This is a genomic window from Sorangium sp. So ce281, assembly GCF_051527395.1.
Taxonomy (GTDB): Bacteria; Myxococcota_A; Polyangia; order Polyangiales; family Polyangiaceae; genus Sorangium; species Sorangium cellulosum_B.
This window is the reverse complement of sequence record NZ_CP150322.1, coordinates 10,936,459-10,954,087: the sequence shown is the minus strand read 5'-3', so window position 1 is coordinate 10,954,087 and position 17,629 is coordinate 10,936,459. Positions and strand designations below refer to the sequence as shown.

Here is a 17,629-nt window from a genome sequence, read left to right as displayed (position 1 = left end):
AACACCTGGGCCGCGCGCGTTCCCGCGGAATTTCACGGGGAGCGGCCGCCGCGCCCCTGGCGCCGCCATGGCGGCGCCGGGCGCGCCGGGCGATCCTGCAAGAGCTCTCCACTGTGTGGGGGGAGCAACGAGCCGAGTCGGTCATCGCGCCCGGCGCGCGTGCACGACCGCGGCTTCGCCTCTAGAATCGTTTGCTCCTTGCGGCACCCCGCGGCGCGCGCAGACATTGCAGTATCTGGAGGCTTTCGATGTCGTTTTGCTTGCCCAGAGTCACCTGGATTCTCGCCCTGGGACTCGCTGCGACAGCGTGCAGCTCGGCCCTGGAGGCGCCTCCTGACGAGATCGGGGAGGCGCTTGATGCCATTCAGGACGGATATCTCGACGACGGCGACAGGGCCGTCGTGGGCATCTACAACGACGAGATCGGCGCGATCTGCACCGGCAGCCTGATCGCCCCGAACGTGGTGCTGACGGCCCGTCATTGCGTGTCCGACATGGCCAATGAGCTCGACGGCCAGATCACCTGTCGATCCACGAAGTTCACGGACACGCACCTCGCGCGCCGGATCTTCGCGACGACCGACGCGGAGATCGGCAGGTACGCGCGTTTCTACGGCGGCAGCGAGGTCGTGCTGCTCCCCGGCGAGGGGACGGACGCGTTCTGCGGCAACGATCAGGCGATCCTGATCCTGGACGAGCCGATCCCGGAGAGCGAGGCGGTGCCGCTCGTGCCGCGCGTCGACGTGCCCCTCGTGGAGGGCGAGGAGTACTACGCGGTCGGCTTCGGGGCGACGAACGACGAGAGCACGGGCGCGGGCCTGCGGCGGCGCCGCGACAGGCTGTTCATCGACTGCGTGGCGGACGGCTGCCCGTCGTCCCTGGTGAAGGCGACGGAGTGGGTCGGGGACACCGGCATCTGCGAAGGAGACTCGGGCGGACCCAGCCTCGATCTGATGCACCGCGTGATCGGCGTGACCTCGCGCGGGGCCGCGGGCTGCGAGTATCCGATCTACGGCTATGTGTACCGCTGGGCGGAATGGATTAAAGAGACGACCGTGCGCGCCGCCCGTGCCGGAGGATACAAGGAGCCCCCCTGGGCGACCGGCTACCCCACCGATCCCGCGTATTCGGCGGAGGTCGGCGCGACGTGCGAGCAGCCGGAGCAGTGCCCTGCGAACGCGTGCCTCGACGGCACCTGCACGCGGCCCTGCAACGAGGCCGCGGCGTGCCCTGACGGCTACAGCTGCAACGGCGAGCCCGGCTTCTGTGCGAAGGTCCCCGAGCCGGCCGCAGGCGACGCGTCGAGCGGGTCCTGCAGCGTGAGCCCGCGGCCTGATCCGACGCAGCCGGTCCCCTGGGTGCTCGGGGCGACGAGCCTGGGCGCCCTCGCGAGCCTGCGGCGGCGGCGCAGCAGGGAGCGGCTTGGCTGACGAGCGGCGCTCCTCCACGCGGAGCTCCGCCGGCGCGGCGCTCCTGCCGGGCGCCGCGGGGCCTGCGCTCCTGCCGGGCGCCGCGCGGGCCTCGCTCCTGCCGGGCGCGCCGGGCCGCGCGCTCTCGCGGCGGGCCGCGCTCGCCGGGCTCGCGGCGCTCGGGCTCGCGGCGTGCGGGCGCACCGCCCCGGCGCGCGCGGCGGGAGCGCGCGTCGTCTCGCTGTCGCCCAGCACCACGGAGGCGGTCTGCGCGATCGGCGCCGGCGCCGCGCTCGTCGGCCGCTCCCGCTACTGCGACTACCCGCCCGAGGTGCTCCGCCTGCCGAGCGTCGGCGGCTACGCCGATCCGAGCATCGAGGCGATCATCGCGCTCTCGCCGACCCTCGTCGTCGGCGCCCGCGGCCCCGCGGGGCCCGCGCTCGACGAGTCGCTGCGCGCGCACGGGATCGCGACCTGCTTCCCCGACACCGAGTCGCTCGCGCAGATCGAGGACATGCTCGCGGAGCTCGGCCGGCGGCTCGACGCGGCGCCCGGCGCGGAGCAGGCGATCGGCCGGATCCGCGCCCGGCGCCGCGCGGTCGAGCAGGCCGCCGCCGCGAGAGGCGCCCCGCGCGTCCGCGCCGCCCTGCTGTACGACACCTCGCCCCTCTTCGTCGCGGGCCCCGGCAGCTTCCCCGATGAGCTCATCCGGCTGGCCGGCGGCGAGAACGTGATCACCCGCGGCGGCGCCTACCCGTCGATCAGCGTCGAGCAGCTGCTCGCGCTGGATCCCGATGTCCTGCTCGACGGCACGTCCAGCGGCGACGATATGCGGGGCGCCTCCAGCCTGGCGGCGCTCAGGGACGCGCCCGGCTGGAGATCCCTGCGCGCCGTGCGCGAGGGGCGCCTGCGCCCGCTGAACACCGATATCGCGCTGCGCCCGGGCCCGCGCATCGGCGACGGCCTCGCCGCCGTCGCGCGGGCGCTGCACGGCGACGCGCTGGCGCTCCCAGACGACGCGCTCGTCCCTCCCTCCCCCGGCGGCGCGGGCCTCGCGGCGCCCCTGCCCAGGACGGCGCCGTGACCCGCGTGCGCGCCGACGCCCTGCTCGTCGCCCGGAAGCTCGCCGGCTCGCGGACCGAGGCGCAGGCGCTGATCATGGCCGGCAAGGTCACCTCGGGGCCGCGCCGCATCGACAAGCCGGGCACGCTGCTCCCGGAGGACGCCGAGGTCCACGTCGCCTCCGGCCCCCGGTTCGTCTCGCGCGGCGGCGACAAGCTCGAGCACGCGCTCGCGGCCTTCGCGGCGCACGGCCTCGACGTCGCCGGGAAGACGTGCGTCGACGTGGGCGCCTCGACCGGCGGCTTCACCGACTGCCTGCTCCAGCGCGGCGCGGCGCGGGTCTTCGCCGTCGACGTCGGCTACGGCCAGCTCGCCGCCAAGCTCCGCGCCGATGCGCGCGTCGAGGTGCGCGATCGGGTCAACGCCCGCGAGCTCCAGCGAGAGGACTTCGACGTCCCCATCGATCTCGTCGTCGTCGACGCGTCGTTCATCAGCATCTCCCGCCTCATCGACGCGATCGCCCGCCTGCTCCGCCCCTCGGGGGATCTCGTGGCGCTGATCAAGCCGCAGTTCGAGGCGGGCCGCGAGGCCGCCGCCCGCGGCCGCGGCGTCATCCGCGACGAGGCGACCCGCCTCGCGGCGATCGCCGAGGGGCGCCAGGCCATCGAGGCCGCGGGCTTCTCGGTCGTCGGCCAGGTCGACAGCGCGGTGCGCGGGCCGAAGGGCAACGTCGAGCACTTCGTCCATGCGCGCCGCACCGGCTAGCCGCCGTTGATCGGCCGCCGCGTTGGCCAGCCGCCATGTGCACCCCGTTGACCAGCCGCCGCATCGGCTAGCCGCCATGCGCGCCGCGTTGGCTGGCCGCGGCGCGCGACGCCGCGCGCCACGACGCCGGGCTCGGTCGCCGGAATCCGTGGAAAGTCGAACACTTAAGATGCTCCACGCCGACCGCATCGCGGCCCGACGGTGCTGACGTGCCGCGTAGACAATGGTAGACGCGGTGAGTACACGCGCTCTGAGCCGCTCCGTGGGCGGCCATGGCCACCGCGGGCGATCCCCACGCGAGGCAGCCCGGCGACAGGGAGGACGACGACATGCTCGGACGACGGGGTTTGGTGAAGATGATCGCCGGGGCGCTCGCGCTCAGCGCGATGACGCTCGGTTGCGACAAGAAGAGCGAGGGTTCGGCCGGCAACGCGGCTGAGCAGGCCAAGGACGACGCCGAGTGGAAAGTCGGCGCTTACTTCAGCCTCTCGGGCGAGGAGACGGCGTTCGGCGTCGACTCGAAGGAGGCTATCGATCTCGCGATCGACGAGATCAACAAGGCCGGTGGGGTCAAGGGCAAGCCGATCCACGTCCTCTACGAGGACAACAAGTCGAAGCCCGACGAGGCGACCAACAAGGTCCTGCAGCTCATCGATCGGGATCACGTGCTGGCCCTCCTCGGCGAGGTCGCCTCGTCGCGGTCGCGCGCCGGCGGCATCGTCGCCAACAAGAAGAAGGTGCCGATGATCACGCCGTCGTCCACGAACCCGGACGTGACGAAGGTCGGCCCGTTCGTCTTCCGCGCCTGCTTCACGGACGACGTGCAGGGCCAGATGGGCGCGCAGTTCATCGTGAACACGCTCGGCAAGAAGAAGGTGGGGCTCTTCTTCGCCTCCGACGACCTCTACTCGTCGGGCCTCGCCAAGGTCTTCCGCGACGAGGTGAAGCGCCTAGGCGGCGAGATCGTCATGGAGAAGAGCTTCCTCAAGAAGGAGACCAACTTCACGACGTACATCAACGAGCTCAAATCGGCGAACCCCGAGATGATCTACGCGCCGATCTATTACACGAGCATGGCCCCTGTCGCGCGGCAGGCCAAGGCCGCGGGCGTACCAGGGAGCATGTTCGTCGGCAGCGACGGGTGGGACGCGAACGAGCTCCTGCGCGACGCCGCCGAGGAGCTCGACGGCGCGTACTTCACGAACCACTACGCGCCGGACGTCCCCTGGCCCAACTCGCAGGCCTTCGTGCAAAAGTACAAGGACCGGTACAACCGCACGCCGTCGAGCATCGCGGCCCAGGCCTACGACGCGGCCAGGCTGCTGGCCGACGCGATGGGCCGCGCGAAGGCGATGACGCCGGACGACATCCGGGCGGCCATCCAGGACACCAAGGGGTTCCAGGGCGCGACGGGCGTCATCACCATCGATGCCGAGCGCAACGCGGACAAGCCGGTCGTCATCGTCCGGATCAAGGACAAGCAGTTTACTTACTACGCGACGGTCAACGAGAAGGCTGCGAAGCAGTAGCGTTCGTTCCCGCGCGCCGGCTCGAATGTGAGGAGCGCGCGGAACGTGCGGAACGTGCGGTAAAGAGGTCTCCATGGAGAAGATCGTGAATGCCCTGATCACGGGGCTCGCCCAGGGGTCGATGATCGCGCTGGTCGCCCTCGGCTACACGATGGTTTACGGCATCCTCAAGCTCATCAACTTCGCTCATAGCGAGATCTTCATGATGGGCGCCTTCGCCGGGCTCTTCGGGATCGCGGCGTTCGGCGCCGACAGCGCGCCGCTGTTCGCGGGCGTTGCCGGCACCCTCTGCGCGATGGCCTTCGCGGGCGTCCTCGGGGTCCTCGTCGAGAAGGTCGCTTACGCGCCGCTGCGCTCGCGGGGGCGGGGCCTCGCGAACACCCGGATCACGCCGCTGGTCACGGCGCTCGGGATGAGCGTGCTCCTCCAGAACCTGGCGCAGCTCCTCTTCACCGCCCGCTACCGCGGTTATCCGCAGCTCCTGCCGATCGAGAACACGCGGCAGGTGATCTTCGTCACCTCGATCCTCGTGATGCTCGGCCTGGAGCTGCTCGTGCGGCGCACCTGGACGGGCAAGGCGATGCGCGCGCTCAGCATGAACGTCGAGGCCGCCCGGCTGATGGGCGTCCGCACGAGCCGCATCATCTCGCTCACCTTCCTCACGGGCTCGATGCTCGCGGCGGTGGGCGCGGTGCTGTACTGCCTCGATCAGTCGCAGGTATACCCCACGATGGGCGTCGTGATCGGCAACCGCGCGTTCGTGGCGGCCGTCATCGGCGGCATCGGCAACATCACGGGCGCCATGCTCGGGGGCATGCTGATCGGGATCATCGGAGAGATGACGAAGCTCACGCCCTACTCCGGCTTGCAGGACGTCCTTGTGTTCGCGGTGCTGATCGGGGTGCTCCTCGTGAAGCCGACGGGGCTGCTCGGCACGACCGGGACCGAGAAGGTGTAAGGCCGCCCTGGCCAGCCGGCCCACGCGCCGCGCTTCCCTCCATCCTCCAGAACGAGCAGGCCACCCTGCCCGCCGGCCCGCGCGCCGCGCGTCCTTGCGGTATGCTCGGCGCATGCGACGCCTCGCTCTCGTCGTACCGCTCTCGCTGCTCGCGGCGTGCGCCGCGACGCCCCCCGCCAACTGGGTCCGCGGCGGCGCGCTGCTCGACATCCCCCGCGCGCGCTGGGCGCTCGCCGACCTCACGATCGACGTCATGCCGGACGGCAAGATCCTCGTGAACGGCGAGCACCAGCTCAGCGTCGATCGCGGCGGGCGCGTGTTCGGCCTGGAGGCCGAGCCGGTGGCGCTGCTCGAGGCGGACGGCCGGGTCACCGGCCCGAACGACGATCCGCTGGGCCAGGTCGGCGTGCTGCACGCCTCGCTGCCGCGCCAGGCGAACGCCTGGATCACGGTCGCCGAGGGCGGCGCCGTGATCCGCTACGCCGAGGACGGCGAGCGGGAGCCGCTCGGCGCCTGGATGGGGTGCGAGGCGACGGCGCGGGCGCACCAGGCCTGCACGCTGATCACGCACGTCCTCGGGATGCGCATGGACAAGCTGGCGCGGCCGCGCGCGCCGGACGCGCTGCAGATGGGGCTCGGGAACGGCCTCGGGCTCGGGACGGGGTCGCTGTTTCCGTAGGTCGGGCGCCCCTACTTCAGCAGCCAGCCGAACAGAATGCGCTTCGTCGTGTCGCGGGAGACCGCGGCGAGCGAGTCGACGAGCGGGATCTCCTTCGGGCACACCTCGACGCAGTTCTGCGACTTGCCGCAATCGGTGATCCCACCCTCGCTCATCACCGACTCGAGGCGCTCGCCCTCGTGCATCGCCCCCGAAGGGTGCATGTTGTAGAGCCGCACCAGGTTGATGGCGAAGGCGCCGACGAACTTCGTCCCGTCGCTGTACTGCGGGCACGCCTCGACGCAGCAGCCGCACGTCATGCAGCGGGAGAGCGGATATCGCTCCTGCTGCCGCTCCGGCGACTCGCGCGGGCCCGGGCCGAGCTCGTGCGTGCCGTCGATGTCAATCCACGCCCGCACGCGCTTCATGTCCTCGAACATCCGGCTCCGGTCGACGAGCAGGTCGCGCACGAGCGGGAACTTGGACATCGGCTCCAGCGTGATCACCTCGCCCTTCGGCGCGAGCTGGTCGATGAGCGCCGAGCAGGCCTGTCGGACTCGACCGTTGATCACCATCGTGCACGAGCCGCACACCTCCTCCAGACACACCGCCTCCCAGACGACAGGAGCCACCTCCTTGCCGTCCACGGTCCGCGGATCCTTCTGGATCTGCTGCAGCGCGCTGATCACGTTCATCTGCGGCAGGTAGGGGACCTTGAACTCCTCCCAGCGCCGCGACTCCGTCCGATCCGCGGTGTCCTGCCGCCGCACGCGCAGGTGCACAAGCCGGCCCTCGCCCTTCGGCTGCGCCGGCGCCGCCGCCCCGTTCGCCTCGTCTCCGCTCGCCTTGGCCATCCTACACGCTCTTCTGCGACAGCTTCCCTGTCGCTTGCGCGCTCGCCGCGCTCGCCGCGCTCGCCGCGCCCGCCTGCTCGTATTTGCGCTCCCGCGGCGTCACGAGCGACGTGTCCACCGCGTCCGTCACGTGGATCGACTGGCCGGCGCACGCGTAGTCGAACTCGCGGACGAACCTCACCGCGCCCTTCTCCTCGTGGCGCGCCAGCGTGGTGCGCATCCACGCGGCGTCGTTCCGCGCCGGGAACTCCGGCTTGTAGTGCGCCCCGCGCGACTCGTCGCGGTTCCTCGCGCCCTGCGCGATGACCCGCGCGAGCACCAGCATGTTCTCGAGGTGGCGCACGAACTGCGCCCCCTGGTTCACCCGCGGGGCCGTGTCCGTGCACTTGATCCGCCCCGCCCGCTCCTCGAGCTCGCCGAGCTTCTCGAGCACCCGGTCGAGCGTGGCGTTGTCGCGCTCGATCGTGCAGTCGCGCAGCATCGTCTCGCCGAGCTCCTGGTGCAGCCGGTACGCGTTCTCCGGCTGCTTCGCGTCCTGGTTCTGCGTCAGGATGCGCTGGTAGCTCGCCTCCGCGCGCTTCTCGGCCTTGTCGAAGATCGAGCGCGGCAGGTCGAGCGCGCTCCGCTTGATGCTCCGCCGATAGGTCGCCACCGCCGGCCCGCACACCATGCCGGCGTAGATGCACGAGAGCAGCGAGTTGGCGCCGAGCCGGTTGGCCCCGTGGTACTGGTAGTCCACCTCGCCCACCGCGTAGAGGCCCGGGATGCTCGTCGCGTGGTTGCGCGGCGACCCGGCCTTGAGCGAGCCCCGCGCGTCCGCCTCGTAGTCGACCCACAGGCCGCCCATGGAATAGTGGACCGCCGGGAAGACCTTCATCGGGTTCTTGTACGGGTCGGTGCCCGCGAACTTCTCGTAGATCTCGAGGATGCCCGCGAGCTTCGACCGGAGGAACTTCTCGTCCTTGTGGGTCAGGTCGAGGTAGACCTCGTTCTCGTTCCGGCCCGTCGCCGCGTTCCAGATGCCGCGCCCCTCGTGGAAGCACGTCTTGAAGATCGCGCGCGCGGCGATGTCGCGGGGGACGAGGTTGCCGTAGCCGGGGTACATCCGCTCGAGCAGGTAGTCGCGCTCCTTCTCGGGGATGTCCCGCGCGCTCCGCGCGTCGGTCTTGTCCTTCGGCACCCAGACGCGGCCGCCCTCGCCGCGCGCGCTCTCCGAGATGAGCCGCAGCTTGTCGGCGCCAGGGATCGCCGTCGGGTGCACCTGGATGAACTCGCCGTTCGCGTACACCGCGCCCTGCTGGTAGACCGCCGACGCCGCCGTCCCCGTGCAGATGACGCTCAGCGTGGAGCGGCCGAAGACGATGCCGCAGCCGCCCGTCGCGAGCACGACCGCGTCGCCCGTGAAGGCGCGGATCTGCATCGATTTCAGGTCCTGCGCGACGCAGCCGACGCACGTGCCGGAGTCGTCGAGGATCGCCTCGAGGAAGTCCCAGAACTCGAACTTCCGGACCATCTTCTCGCCCGGGATCGCCACGCCGTGCTCGTCCGTCACGTCGGCGAGCTCGAACCGCCGCACCTGCTCGTCGAGCGCGTAGAGCAGCTGCTGCCCCGTCGTGGCGCCGGCGAACGCCGTGCGGTGGTAGAGCGTGCCGCCGAAGCGGCGGAAGTCGAGCAGGCCCTCCGGCGTCCGGTTGAACGGCACGCCCATGCGATCGAGCATGTTCACGATGCCCGGCGCGGCCTCGGCCATCCCCTTGACGGGCGGCTGGTTCGCGAGGAAATCGCCGCCGTACGCCGTCTCCTCGAGGTGCACCTGGGGGCTGTCGCCCTCGCCCTTCGTGTTCACCGAGGCGTTGATGCCGCCCTGCGCGCACACCGAGTGCGAGCGCTTCACCGGCACGAGGGAGATCAGGTCGACAGGGACCTTCGCCTCGCACAGCTTGATCGCCGTCATCAGGCCGGCGAGCCCGCCCCCGACGACGATCACGCGCCGAACCTTCCCCCCCTCGCTCCTCGTCGTGCTCTTCGCGGCCATGTTCGATCCCGATGCTCCCGCGCCGCTCCCCGGAAGGGCGCGGCCGATACGATGGTCAGTGCGAGGCCGGCGCGCCCACGCCGGCGCCGGCGCCGGCAGACGCGCGCGCGGGGAGGCCGGTGGAACCGGTCGACGACGACGCGATGTCCGCGCAGGTGCGGCCCCCCTCCGCCGACGGGCCCGGCGTCCCGGGGAACGGCGCGCCGGTGGCGAAATAGATCACCGTGTTGGCGCCGAACAGGAAGACCACGAGGCCCACCGCGCCGAAGACCACCGCGGCCATCCGCTGCGCCCGGCGCGACACGGTGATCCCCCACGAGAAGCAGAAGCCCCAGAGGCCGTTGGCGAAGTGGAACACGCTCGCCGCGATGCCGAAGAGGTAGACGAGCGCGATCACCGGGACGCCGCCGACGGTCGACGCCATGTCGGCGCACAGCCGCGGGTAGAACTCCTCGGGCGCCATCCGGCCCAGCCACTTCTGCGCCCAGTACGACCAGAGGTGGAAGCCGATGAACGCGAAGGCGAGCACCCCCGTGACCCGCTGCAGCGTGTACATCCAGTTGCGCGAGAACGTGTAGCTGCCGACGTTCGGCTTGCCCTCGAGCACCAGCTTGACGCCGTAGAGGGCGTGGAACGCGAGCGGCAGCACGACGAGCCCGATCTCGAGCACGGGCAGGTACGGCATGTGCGAGATCTCGGCGACGGCCGCGTCGAACCGCTCCTGCCCCTGGAGCGCCTTCGCGTTCGTCCAGAAATGGAAGAGCAGGAAACCGCCCACGGGGAGGGCGCCGGTGAGAGAATGCAGCTTGCGCAGGAGAAAGGACCGGCGGCTCTCGTGAAAGAGCGATCTCGCGGGGGTTGCCTCGGACACGCTGACCTCGATGGAAGGCGGGCGCGGCGGGTGTATGGGATGCCCCGGGTGACGTCAAGGTGAACGCAGTCAACAGTTCCCGCCGGTTTTCCGCTGCCTTTGGCGCGTCGATGGGCGGCGGGGCGGCTCGCCCGCGCCGCGGCGCCGCCGGGCAACGTCGGCCACGTCACGCCCGCGCGGCCGCGATCGCGGCCGCGGCCCTGCTCGCGCTCGCCGCCGCGACCGCCGGCGCCGGCTGCGGCGCGCAGGACGGCGGAGCGCCGGTGAGCCCGGCGCTGGCCGGGTCGCACGCGGCCCAGGCCGAGCTGCGCCCCCTCCTCTCGCGCTTCGCGAACGGCGCGCGCGCCGAGCGCATCGCGCTCGAGCCGGAGCTCCTCGCCTTCCGGGGGCGCCACGCCTCCGACGACCTCGCGCGCGTCGCGACCGTCCACCTCGCGTGGATCGCCCTGGAGCGCGGGGACCTGCGCCGCGCCGAGGCGCTCGCGGCCGAGGTCGACGCGGCGGGGCGGAGCGCGGTCGGGGATCTCGCGCGCGTGATCCGCGGCGCGGCGCTCCGGCGCTCCGGCAAGCCGAGGCCCGCCTTCGGGGTGCTGCGCCCGCTGGTGAGCAAGATGATCGACGCGTACGTGCGCGCGCTCCTCAACGAGGAGGTCACCGCCGCCGCGATGGAGGCGGGCGCGTGGACGCAGGCGATCGAGCTGATGAGCGTGTGGCTGCGCGAGGCCGACGACGACCGGCGCGCCGCCGTCCGGGCGCAGATCGGGGCGCAGCTGCGCGAGGTGCCGATCGATCACCTCGTCCGGGCGCTCCGCGCCGGGCGGGCGACCGGCGAGGTCGTGAGCCCGGAGGTCGACCTGCGCTCGCTGCTCGCCGAGCGGCTCGCGATCGTCGCCCGCGAGCGCCGCGACGTGGCGCTCGCGAAGGAGCTGCTCGATCGGGCCGACGCGGCGCTCGGCACCCAGCGCGACGCGATCTTCGAGCTCGCGGCCGGCGCGGGGGCCGCGCGCGTCGAGCCGCCCACGGTCGGCCTGCTGCTGTCGACGCGCACGGCCGCGTCGCGCCGCCGGGGCGTCGAGATCGCCGCCGGCGTGGCGCACGGGCTCGGGCTGCTCCGGCCGGGCGCGGACGCGCGGCTCGTGAGCCGCGACGACGGGGGCGAGGGCAGCGTGGACGAGGCGCTGAACAGCCTCACCGCCGAGGGCGCCGCGGTGCTCATCGCCGGCTCCGATCGGGAGCAGGCGACCGAGGCGGCGAAGTTCGCGCGGACGCACGCGATCCCGGTGCTGCTCGTCCACCCGCCGGAGCCGGCGGCGCTGGACGGCGCGTTCGTCTTCGTCGTGGGCGAGGAGCCCGCGAGGAGCATCGAGGTGCTCGCCGCCGCGCTCGCGGAGCGGGGCGCGAAGCCGGTGGCGCTCGTGGGCGGCGATGCCGAGGTCTGGAAGGACGCGGGGGCCGCGCCGCCGGGCGCCGCCGGGGCCGCGCCGGCGGGCGCTGCGGGCGCTGCGGGGGCCGCGCCGCTGGCCGAGCATGGCATCGCGCTCGCGCTCCCCTGCGACGGGACCTTCGACGCGCGCGCTCTCCGGCCCCCGGCCATCCGCGGGATGGTCCTCGCCGGCGACGCGCGCTGCGCGGACCAGGCGCTCCGCGCAGCCCCACGCTCGGTGACGATCGCGCTCGCCTTCGAAACGGCCGTCGCGCCGCCGCCGGGATCGCTCGTCGCGACGGCGGGGCTCTTCCCGCTCCTCGCGGCGCCCTCCGGCGCGCAGCCTCCGCCGGGCGCGGGCGATCCCAGGGCGACGCCTGCCTCGGGCGCGGCGGCGGCGCTCGCGGCGTGGCTCGCCACCCATCCGTCGCCGCCGAGCTTCTGAGCGGCGCTCGGGCGCGACGCCGGCGTGCTCGCCTGGGCCGGCGTGCAGCGGCTGCCGAAGACGGGCACCGAGGACCCGGCGGAGGTGAAGGCGCGGCGCCTCGCTGCGGCGAGCGCCATGAGCACCGCGACGGCGGAGCTCTGGACGACGGCGGCGGACGGCTTCGGCGGGCGGCGCGTGCTGCCGCGGGTGATCGGCTACCGCGAGAGCGGGAAAGCGCGATGAGCGGGGCGAAAGCGCGGTGAACGACGCGGTGAACGACGCGGTGAACGTGGCCGGCGCCCGGTCAGCGCAGGGCACGACGCGCGAGGCCGCGCGTGGAGACCGTGCCGGCGCGTCGCCCCGGGGCTGCTCCGGCCTGCCGGCGGGCGTAGCATGGCGCCGCATGATCCGCCGAGCCCTCTCCTGTGCCGCCGCCGCCGCGCTCCTGGCGATCGCCCCTGCCGCGCTCGCCGATCGGGTGGCGCTCCTACCGGCGCGAGGGGGCACCGACGAGGCCGCCCGGAGCGCCGCCCAGGCCGAGGTCGCGCGCGGGCTCGCCGCCCTCGGCCACACCACGGCGCCGGACGGCGCGGTCGCGGCCGCGCTCAAGGACGTCGCCGACGGCGTCGCCGACAGCGCGGACGAGTTCCGCGCAGTGGGCGCGCGGACGGGCGCGGACTGGGTCCTGACCGGCACCGTCGATCCTGCGGTCACGACCACCCGGGTCGAGCTCACCGCGTACCTCGCCTCGACGGGCCGGGTCGAGTCGGTCGCCAGGGAGGTCGACCGGGGTGAGGAGGCCCGGCAGACGGAGGAGATGCTGGCGGTCCTGCTCCGCCCGGAGGGCGTCGGCGCCGGCGAGCTCCCCTGGGAGCGCGCCGCGCGCTCTGCTCCGGCGAGCGCGCCCCCGCCGTCCGCGGGAGGGGCGATCGTGCTGCCCCCGGTGCCCGCGCCGCCGCCAGCGCCGCTCGCGAAGGAGGTGCTGATGGCGTATCCCCTCGGGCCGGAGCGCGTGTGGCCCGCGTACTCGGGCGGGCGCCGGGTCGCCGTGTCCGCGTCGCTCGGGCTGGCCGTCGCGGCGGCGCGCCTCCCGGGCGCGAGCGGCAGCGCGGCCTCGCTGGTCGGGGAAGCGCGCGTGGCCTATGCGCCCGGCGACCGCGGGATCGAGCTGTTCGCCGGCGGCGGGGGCAACCTGGCCGGCCCCTTCGCCGGCTGGATCGAGGGCGGCGCGCGCCTGCTGCTGACGCCCAGCCTGACGCCGCACGACGGGGCCTGGCGCGCGTTCCCGCTCCACCTCGGCCCGTCGCTCCGCGCGGGCGCGTTCTTCAGGTCCGCCCCCGGCGCCGTGGGCCCCGATCTCACGACGTACCACGGCGATCTCGAGGTCCACCCGGTGCTCGGGGCGTCGCTCGACGTCGCGCTCGCGCTGAGCCCCTCGGTGCAGCTCGAGGCCCAGCTCGGCAACCTCCGGTGGGTTCCCACGGGGGGCGGCTCCCTGTTGCTGGTCGGCGCGACGCTCGGCGCCGGGGCCCGGTTCTGACGCATGCGCATCGAGCTGCCGAGCCGCCGCAGCACCATCCGCCTGGCGCGGGCGCTCGCCGCGCGCCTCGCGGGCGGCGATCTGGTCGTCCTCGCCGGCGATCTCGGCGCCGGGAAGACGTTCTTCGCCCGTGCCCTCTGCCGGGCGCTCGGCGTCCCGCCGGCGCTCCCGATCACCAGCCCGACGTTCACGCTGGTCCACGAGCACGAGGGCCGGGTCCCCATCGCGCACGCCGACGCCTACCGCCTCGGGGGCGCGTCTTCCGCGGAGGGCGCGCGCGACGGCGCGGCCGCGGAGCTCGCCCAGCTCGGGCTGCGCGAGCGCCGCGCGGAGGGCGCGCTCGTCGTGGTGGAGTGGGGCGAGCCGTTCGTGGAGGCGCTCGGGGGCGACGCGCTCCTGATCCACCTCGCCGCCCCCGAGGACCCGGCCGCGCCCGGCCGCGCCGCCGAGATCAGGGCGACCGGCGCGCGGAGCGGCGAGGTGCTCGCGGCGCTGGAGGACGAGCTGCTCTCGTAAGCTCGGCTCATCGTGGCCGTGTGGCCATAGGCAAGCGGTTCGGTGGAGGTGCTGCCGCATCGGCCCGATGCGCCTCGGCGCAACGGCGATCCTCATCCGCCGCTTCAGCCGAGCTGCCGGAGCTTCTTTTCCAGGTAGTAGGCGGCTGCCTGGCAGTAGGGCGGCAAGAGGCCGGCTGCATCTGGAGTCGTCGAAAGCTCCAGCAGCGCCTTCACGCGCGCGGCCCTCGGCGCTTTCCTCTGAAATTCGGACCGGAGGACGTCGATCGCGGTCCTCCGGTTCCGTTGATGGCGGGCGATGTTGAGGTTCAAACGCTCGATCTGCGCCTCAGCGCTGGCGCGCATCGTGGGCTCCAGGCCGTGCGCGGCGCGCATCTCCCCCTGGTTTGTATACGAAAACATCGAGCTGACGTCGGGCGGAAACGCCGCCGGGTTCAGCTCGAGCCGCTGCTCCTCCCTCGGGAGATGTCCGCGGTAAGTGTCGCAGTGATAGCGGTCGCGGTGATCTCCGCCGCCATCGCTGATGCCCACGTCGCCCAGGCAGACCCCGAGGAGGTTGTCCCAGTCGAAGACCAGCTCCGGCGACAGCGCGCGCGTCTCGAAATGCTCGATCTTCATGCCCTCGGCGCTGGGCGGTCCCGGCAGCCGGGACATGCAGTACGCGCAAAGCCCGTGCTGCTCCTTGAACGCGTGCTCCCGCATCTGCTGCCGCTGCGTCCCGTGCACCGAGCTCCAGGCCGCGCCCGGCGTGCCCCGGAGGTCCGCCAGGCACGCGGGCTCGCGGTCCTTCTCAATCCGACGCATCGCCGGTCTCCGCCATGGAGAGCTCCCATCGCGCGGCGACGATCTGAGCGTCGTCCTCGCCGAGGAAGCCCGACAGCTCCGCCAGCAGCGCCTTCGCCTCCACGAGCTGGCCGTCGTCGATCAACCGCGCCAGCAGGTCGAGCTTCTCCCGTGTCTCCTTCAAGCGTGAAGGAGCGCCGAGGATGTCCTCCAGGATGGTGTTGGAGTCCTTGCCCGCGATCCTCTCGACCCGGTGCGCCTGGTGATCCGGATCGAGAAGACGCACCGAGCCGCGCGGGGCAGCGGACATCACCTGAGGCGAGTGCGTCGTCACGACGAACTGGAGGCCCGGAAACGCGCGAAGGAGATCGTCCAGCACGCGCCATTGCCACGCGGGGTGGAGGTGGAGATCCACCTCGTCGATGAGCACGACGCCCGTCGCCCGCGCCGGCGCCTCGGCCCCGAAGGATGGGTTGAGCTGCGTCGCACGCCACGCGATGTCTGCCGCCACCGCGATGAGGTTCCGCTGGCCGTCGGAGAGGGCGCCGAACGGGAGGGAGGAGCCATCGACGAAGTCGACGCGCAGCTCCTGGTGGTTGACGCTGTAATAGATCCGACGAGCGCCCTCGAGGCAGGCGCAGGCCGCCGCGCTCACCCCCTCCAGCTCGGGGCTCCGCACCTCGGTGAGCGGGCGCCCTTCCTCCGCGGCGCGCGCGAGGCGCTGGACGCGATCCTCCTCGCGCCAGGCCATCCAGGCCTCGAACCCCTTCTGGTCGGATGCGGCCTCGAGCGCGGCCCGGTAGCCCTGAAGCCTGGACTTCAAGCTCGCTTTCTCAGGGTTCCTGTCCCGTTTGTGGTGCCACAGCCGACCTGTTCCGTAGTAGGCGAGCACAGGGAGCTCGGTGGGCCCGGCATCCGCCATCCCCTCCGCGATGCCAGGAGGCAGGAATCGGGTCGCCTCCAGCGGGAATTCCCGACCGAATTGGGTGACGCTCGTCGTCGTGCGGCTATCTGCGCCGCGAAGCTCCCGCGCCCACTCCAACTGGCCCTGCGGGGTTTCACCACTCGCTTCGACACGCACCGGGTAGCACGTCGCCATGCTCGGGACGCCGCCGTGCATCGTGGTCACCTGGCGCGCCGCCGACTTCGGGATCGCACGGTCGTCCCGGCTCGCCTTGAAGAAGCTCAACCACGCGCCCAGTGCCACTGCCAGCCCTTCGAGCACGGTCGTCTTGCCCGTGCCGTTGCGGCCGACGAGCACCGTGAGCCGCGGCTCCAGATGCAGCGCGAACCGCTCGAAGGCGCGGAAGTTGATCAGCCGGATCTCGTCGATTCGCATCGAGGCTCGGTGGGTGATACGCGCTGGAAACCTGGGGAGCTAGCCGTTTTTCGTCAGGATCGCCGGGTCCGCCGACCGCCGTCTTGGGCAGGTTGAGCGCCGAGAGGATCGCGTCCTCCCGCGCCTCTTGCCGGTGCCATGCCTCCACCATGGCGCAGCCAGGCGCCGCCGCATGATGCGAAGGCACCACCGCGGCGCAGCCCTACCCCGTGTGGCCTCCCGGAGTCGGCGCAGCGGGCACCTCTCCGGCGGCACCCCCACCTGCCACCGCGAGGGCCCCTCAGGCCGGGCGCCCGCCCGCCGGGCGGCCTTCCCCGGCCGTACGCCGGCGCGAAGCGCGCGTCGCGGCGCGGGCGAGCGGGCGCGCGGGGTCGTCGCGAGCCCGGCCCCGTGCGCGGCGGCGTTGCGTGGTACAAGAGCGCACCGTGAAGGAAGGCGCTGAGACCAGCCGCGGCCAGCTGCTCAACAGGGCGCTGGAGCCGGTCCTCGCGTTCCTCGACAACATCGGCAACATCGTCACGCTCACCTTCCAGACGATCGTCTGGCTCGTGCGCCCGCCGTTCCGCCCCGCCCAGTTCCTCGCGGCGATGGACTTCATGGGCGCGCAGTCGGTCTTCATCGTCGGCCTGACCGGCGTCTTCAGCGGCATGGTCGTCACGCTGCAGACGTCCTACGCGCTGCGCGCGTTCAGCGCCGAGGGCCGCGTCGGCGGCCTCGTCGCGGTCTCGCTGGCCCGCGAGCTCGCGCCGGTCTTCTCCGCGATCATGGTCACCGCCCGCGCCGGCAGCGCGATGGCCGCGGAGCTCGGCAACATGCGCGTCACCGAGCAGATCGACGCCATCGCGACGATGGGCGTGAGCCCCGTGCAATACCTGCTCTCGCCCCGGCTCTTCGCCGCGACGGTGATGCTGCCGCTGCTCTGCATCCTGTACACGAGCGTCGGCATGTGCGGCTCGTACCTCGTCGCCGTGCTCTGGCTCGGCGGCGACGAGGGCGCGTTCTTCCAGAGCATCCGCGACTTCGCCCTCCCCAAGGACATCTCCATGGGGCTCATCAAGGCGTGCGTCTTCGGCTTCATCGTCTCGTCGGTCTCGTGCCGCCACGGCTTCTACGCCTCGGGCGGCGCGCGCGGCGTCGGCGTCGCGACCACGCGCGCGGTCGTCGAGAGCTGCGTCACCGTGCTCGTCACGAACTACATCCTGACGCAGCTCCTGCTCGACATGTGAGCCGCGACGGCGCGCGGTTCGACGCGGCCGCTCGCGCCCTCGCGGCCGCTCGAGCCCTGGCTCGCGTGGTTCCCGCTCGGCGCGCAGACCATGACTGTCGGCGAGCGTGCCGGCGCTCGAGGCGCCCTCGCCGGGGCCCTGCCGCCCGTCCTCGCCGCTGCTCGAGGGGCACGACGCGCCCGGCATCCGCTCTGGATCACGTCGACTGAACCGCTGGCATGCGAGCTCAACTCGC

General features: G+C 72.7%; 16 protein-coding genes. 11 read left to right on the top strand and 5 right to left on the bottom strand.

Going from position 1 to position 17,629, the window contains the following annotated elements:
* Positions 1 to 248 precede the first annotated feature (248 nt).
* The 6 genes from WMF27_RS42030 (at position 249) to WMF27_RS42005 (ending at position 6,402) form a co-directional block, all read left to right on the top strand.
* Positions 249 to 1,430 carry a trypsin-like serine peptidase gene (locus WMF27_RS42030; protein ID WP_437943497.1) on the top strand — a complete coding sequence of 394 codons (1,182 nt, stop codon included), beginning with the start codon at positions 249 to 251 and terminating at the stop codon, positions 1,428 to 1,430.
* Positions 1,423 to 2,493 (top strand): ABC transporter substrate-binding protein, encoded by a 1,071-nt coding sequence (locus tag WMF27_RS42025; protein ID WP_437943496.1) that lies wholly within the window; start codon positions 1,423 to 1,425, stop codon positions 2,491 to 2,493. Before WMF27_RS42030 ends, WMF27_RS42025 begins: the two co-directional genes overlap by 8 nt.
* Entirely contained in the window at positions 2,490 to 3,236 is a 747-nt protein-coding gene (locus WMF27_RS42020; protein WP_437763277.1) for a TlyA family RNA methyltransferase, read from the top strand. The genes WMF27_RS42025 and WMF27_RS42020 overlap by 4 nt, the downstream gene beginning before the upstream one ends.
* A gap of 272 nt (positions 3,237 to 3,508) precedes the next feature.
* On the top strand, positions 3,509 to 4,765 hold the full coding sequence (locus WMF27_RS42015) for an ABC transporter substrate-binding protein (protein WP_437763278.1): 1,257 nt from the start codon (positions 3,509 to 3,511) through the stop codon (positions 4,763 to 4,765).
* Between the two features lie 73 nt (positions 4,766 to 4,838).
* Positions 4,839 to 5,723 (top strand): branched-chain amino acid ABC transporter permease, encoded by an 885-nt coding sequence (locus WMF27_RS42010; RefSeq protein ID WP_437763279.1) that lies wholly within the window; start codon positions 4,839 to 4,841, stop codon positions 5,721 to 5,723.
* Between the two features lie 112 nt (positions 5,724 to 5,835).
* Positions 5,836 to 6,402, top strand: a complete 567-nt coding sequence (locus WMF27_RS42005; protein ID WP_437943495.1) for a hypothetical protein — start codon at positions 5,836 to 5,838, stop codon at positions 6,400 to 6,402.
* 11 nt (positions 6,403 to 6,413) lie between these two features.
* On the opposite strand, the gene sdhB is transcribed toward WMF27_RS42005, so the two are convergent.
* Genes sdhB through WMF27_RS41990 form a run of 3 tightly spaced genes read right to left on the bottom strand, consistent with a single transcriptional unit; the run spans position 6,414 to position 10,141 of the window.
* Positions 6,414 to 7,235 (bottom strand): succinate dehydrogenase iron-sulfur subunit, encoded by an 822-nt coding sequence (sdhB, locus tag WMF27_RS42000; protein WP_437943494.1) that lies wholly within the window; start codon positions 7,233 to 7,235, stop codon positions 6,414 to 6,416.
* A 1-nt stretch (position 7,236) separates the two neighbouring features.
* Complete coding sequence (sdhA, locus tag WMF27_RS41995; RefSeq protein ID WP_437763281.1) at positions 7,237 to 9,270, bottom strand: succinate dehydrogenase flavoprotein subunit; 2,034 nt, start codon at positions 9,268 to 9,270, stop codon at positions 7,237 to 7,239.
* Between the two features lie 55 nt (positions 9,271 to 9,325).
* Positions 9,326 to 10,141 carry a succinate dehydrogenase gene (locus WMF27_RS41990; protein WP_437763282.1) on the bottom strand — a complete coding sequence of 272 codons (816 nt, stop codon included), beginning with the start codon at positions 10,139 to 10,141 and terminating at the stop codon, positions 9,326 to 9,328.
* 110 nt (positions 10,142 to 10,251) lie between these two features.
* Between WMF27_RS41990 and WMF27_RS41985 the strand changes: the two genes are divergently transcribed.
* The 4 genes from WMF27_RS41985 (at position 10,252) to tsaE (ending at position 14,047) form a co-directional block, all read left to right on the top strand.
* Positions 10,252 to 12,009 carry a hypothetical protein gene (locus WMF27_RS41985; RefSeq protein WP_437943493.1) on the top strand — a complete coding sequence of 586 codons (1,758 nt, stop codon included), beginning with the start codon at positions 10,252 to 10,254 and terminating at the stop codon, positions 12,007 to 12,009.
* A gap of 24 nt (positions 12,010 to 12,033) precedes the next feature.
* Positions 12,034 to 12,234 carry a hypothetical protein gene (locus tag WMF27_RS41980; RefSeq protein ID WP_437943492.1) on the top strand — a complete coding sequence of 67 codons (201 nt, stop codon included), beginning with the start codon at positions 12,034 to 12,036 and terminating at the stop codon, positions 12,232 to 12,234.
* A 160-nt stretch (positions 12,235 to 12,394) separates the two neighbouring features.
* On the top strand, positions 12,395 to 13,531 hold the full coding sequence (locus tag WMF27_RS41975) for a hypothetical protein (RefSeq protein ID WP_437763284.1): 1,137 nt from the start codon (positions 12,395 to 12,397) through the stop codon (positions 13,529 to 13,531).
* A gap of 3 nt (positions 13,532 to 13,534) precedes the next feature.
* A complete protein-coding gene (tsaE, locus tag WMF27_RS41970; protein WP_437763285.1) occupies positions 13,535 to 14,047 on the top strand; it encodes a tRNA (adenosine(37)-N6)-threonylcarbamoyltransferase complex ATPase subunit type 1 TsaE in 513 nt (170 codons plus the stop codon).
* 104 nt (positions 14,048 to 14,151) lie between these two features.
* On the opposite strand, the gene WMF27_RS41965 is transcribed toward tsaE, so the two are convergent.
* The gene (locus WMF27_RS41965) at positions 14,152 to 14,850 is read right to left on the bottom strand and encodes a retron system putative HNH endonuclease (RefSeq protein WP_437763286.1); all 699 of its coding nucleotides are present in this window, start codon (positions 14,848 to 14,850) and stop codon (positions 14,152 to 14,154) included.
* A complete protein-coding gene (locus WMF27_RS41960) occupies positions 14,837 to 16,168 on the bottom strand; it encodes an AAA family ATPase (protein WP_437763287.1) in 1,332 nt (443 codons plus the stop codon). Before WMF27_RS41960 ends, WMF27_RS41965 begins: the two co-directional genes overlap by 14 nt.
* A gap of 425 nt (positions 16,169 to 16,593) precedes the next feature.
* On the opposite strand from WMF27_RS41960, the gene WMF27_RS41955 reads away from it, so the two are divergent.
* On the top strand, positions 16,594 to 17,394 hold the full coding sequence (locus WMF27_RS41955) for an MlaE family ABC transporter permease (RefSeq protein WP_437763288.1): 801 nt from the start codon (positions 16,594 to 16,596) through the stop codon (positions 17,392 to 17,394).
* Positions 17,395 to 17,629 lie beyond the last annotated feature (235 nt).

Coding starts and splice junctions, on each gene's coding strand:
- sdhB (WP_437943494.1), bottom strand. CDS start 7,235: ATGGCCAAGGCGAGCGGAGACGAGGCGAACGGGGCGGCGGCGCCGGCG.
- WMF27_RS41975 (WP_437763284.1), top strand. CDS start 12,395: ATGATCCGCCGAGCCCTCTCCTGTGCCGCCGCCGCCGCGCTCCTGGCG.
- WMF27_RS42015 (WP_437763278.1), top strand. CDS start 3,509: ATGGCCACCGCGGGCGATCCCCACGCGAGGCAGCCCGGCGACAGGGAG.
- WMF27_RS42030 (WP_437943497.1), top strand. CDS start 249: ATGTCGTTTTGCTTGCCCAGAGTCACCTGGATTCTCGCCCTGGGACTC.
- WMF27_RS41960 (WP_437763287.1), bottom strand. CDS start 16,168: ATGCGAATCGACGAGATCCGGCTGATCAACTTCCGCGCCTTCGAGCGG.
- tsaE (WP_437763285.1), top strand. CDS start 13,535: ATGCGCATCGAGCTGCCGAGCCGCCGCAGCACCATCCGCCTGGCGCGG.
- sdhA (WP_437763281.1), bottom strand. CDS start 9,270: ATGGCCGCGAAGAGCACGACGAGGAGCGAGGGGGGGAAGGTTCGGCGC.
- WMF27_RS41965 (WP_437763286.1), bottom strand. CDS start 14,850: ATGCGTCGGATTGAGAAGGACCGCGAGCCCGCGTGCCTGGCGGACCTC.
- WMF27_RS42010 (WP_437763279.1), top strand. CDS start 4,839: ATGGAGAAGATCGTGAATGCCCTGATCACGGGGCTCGCCCAGGGGTCG.
- WMF27_RS42005 (WP_437943495.1), top strand. CDS start 5,836: ATGCGACGCCTCGCTCTCGTCGTACCGCTCTCGCTGCTCGCGGCGTGC.
- WMF27_RS41985 (WP_437943493.1), top strand. CDS start 10,252: ATGGGCGGCGGGGCGGCTCGCCCGCGCCGCGGCGCCGCCGGGCAACGT.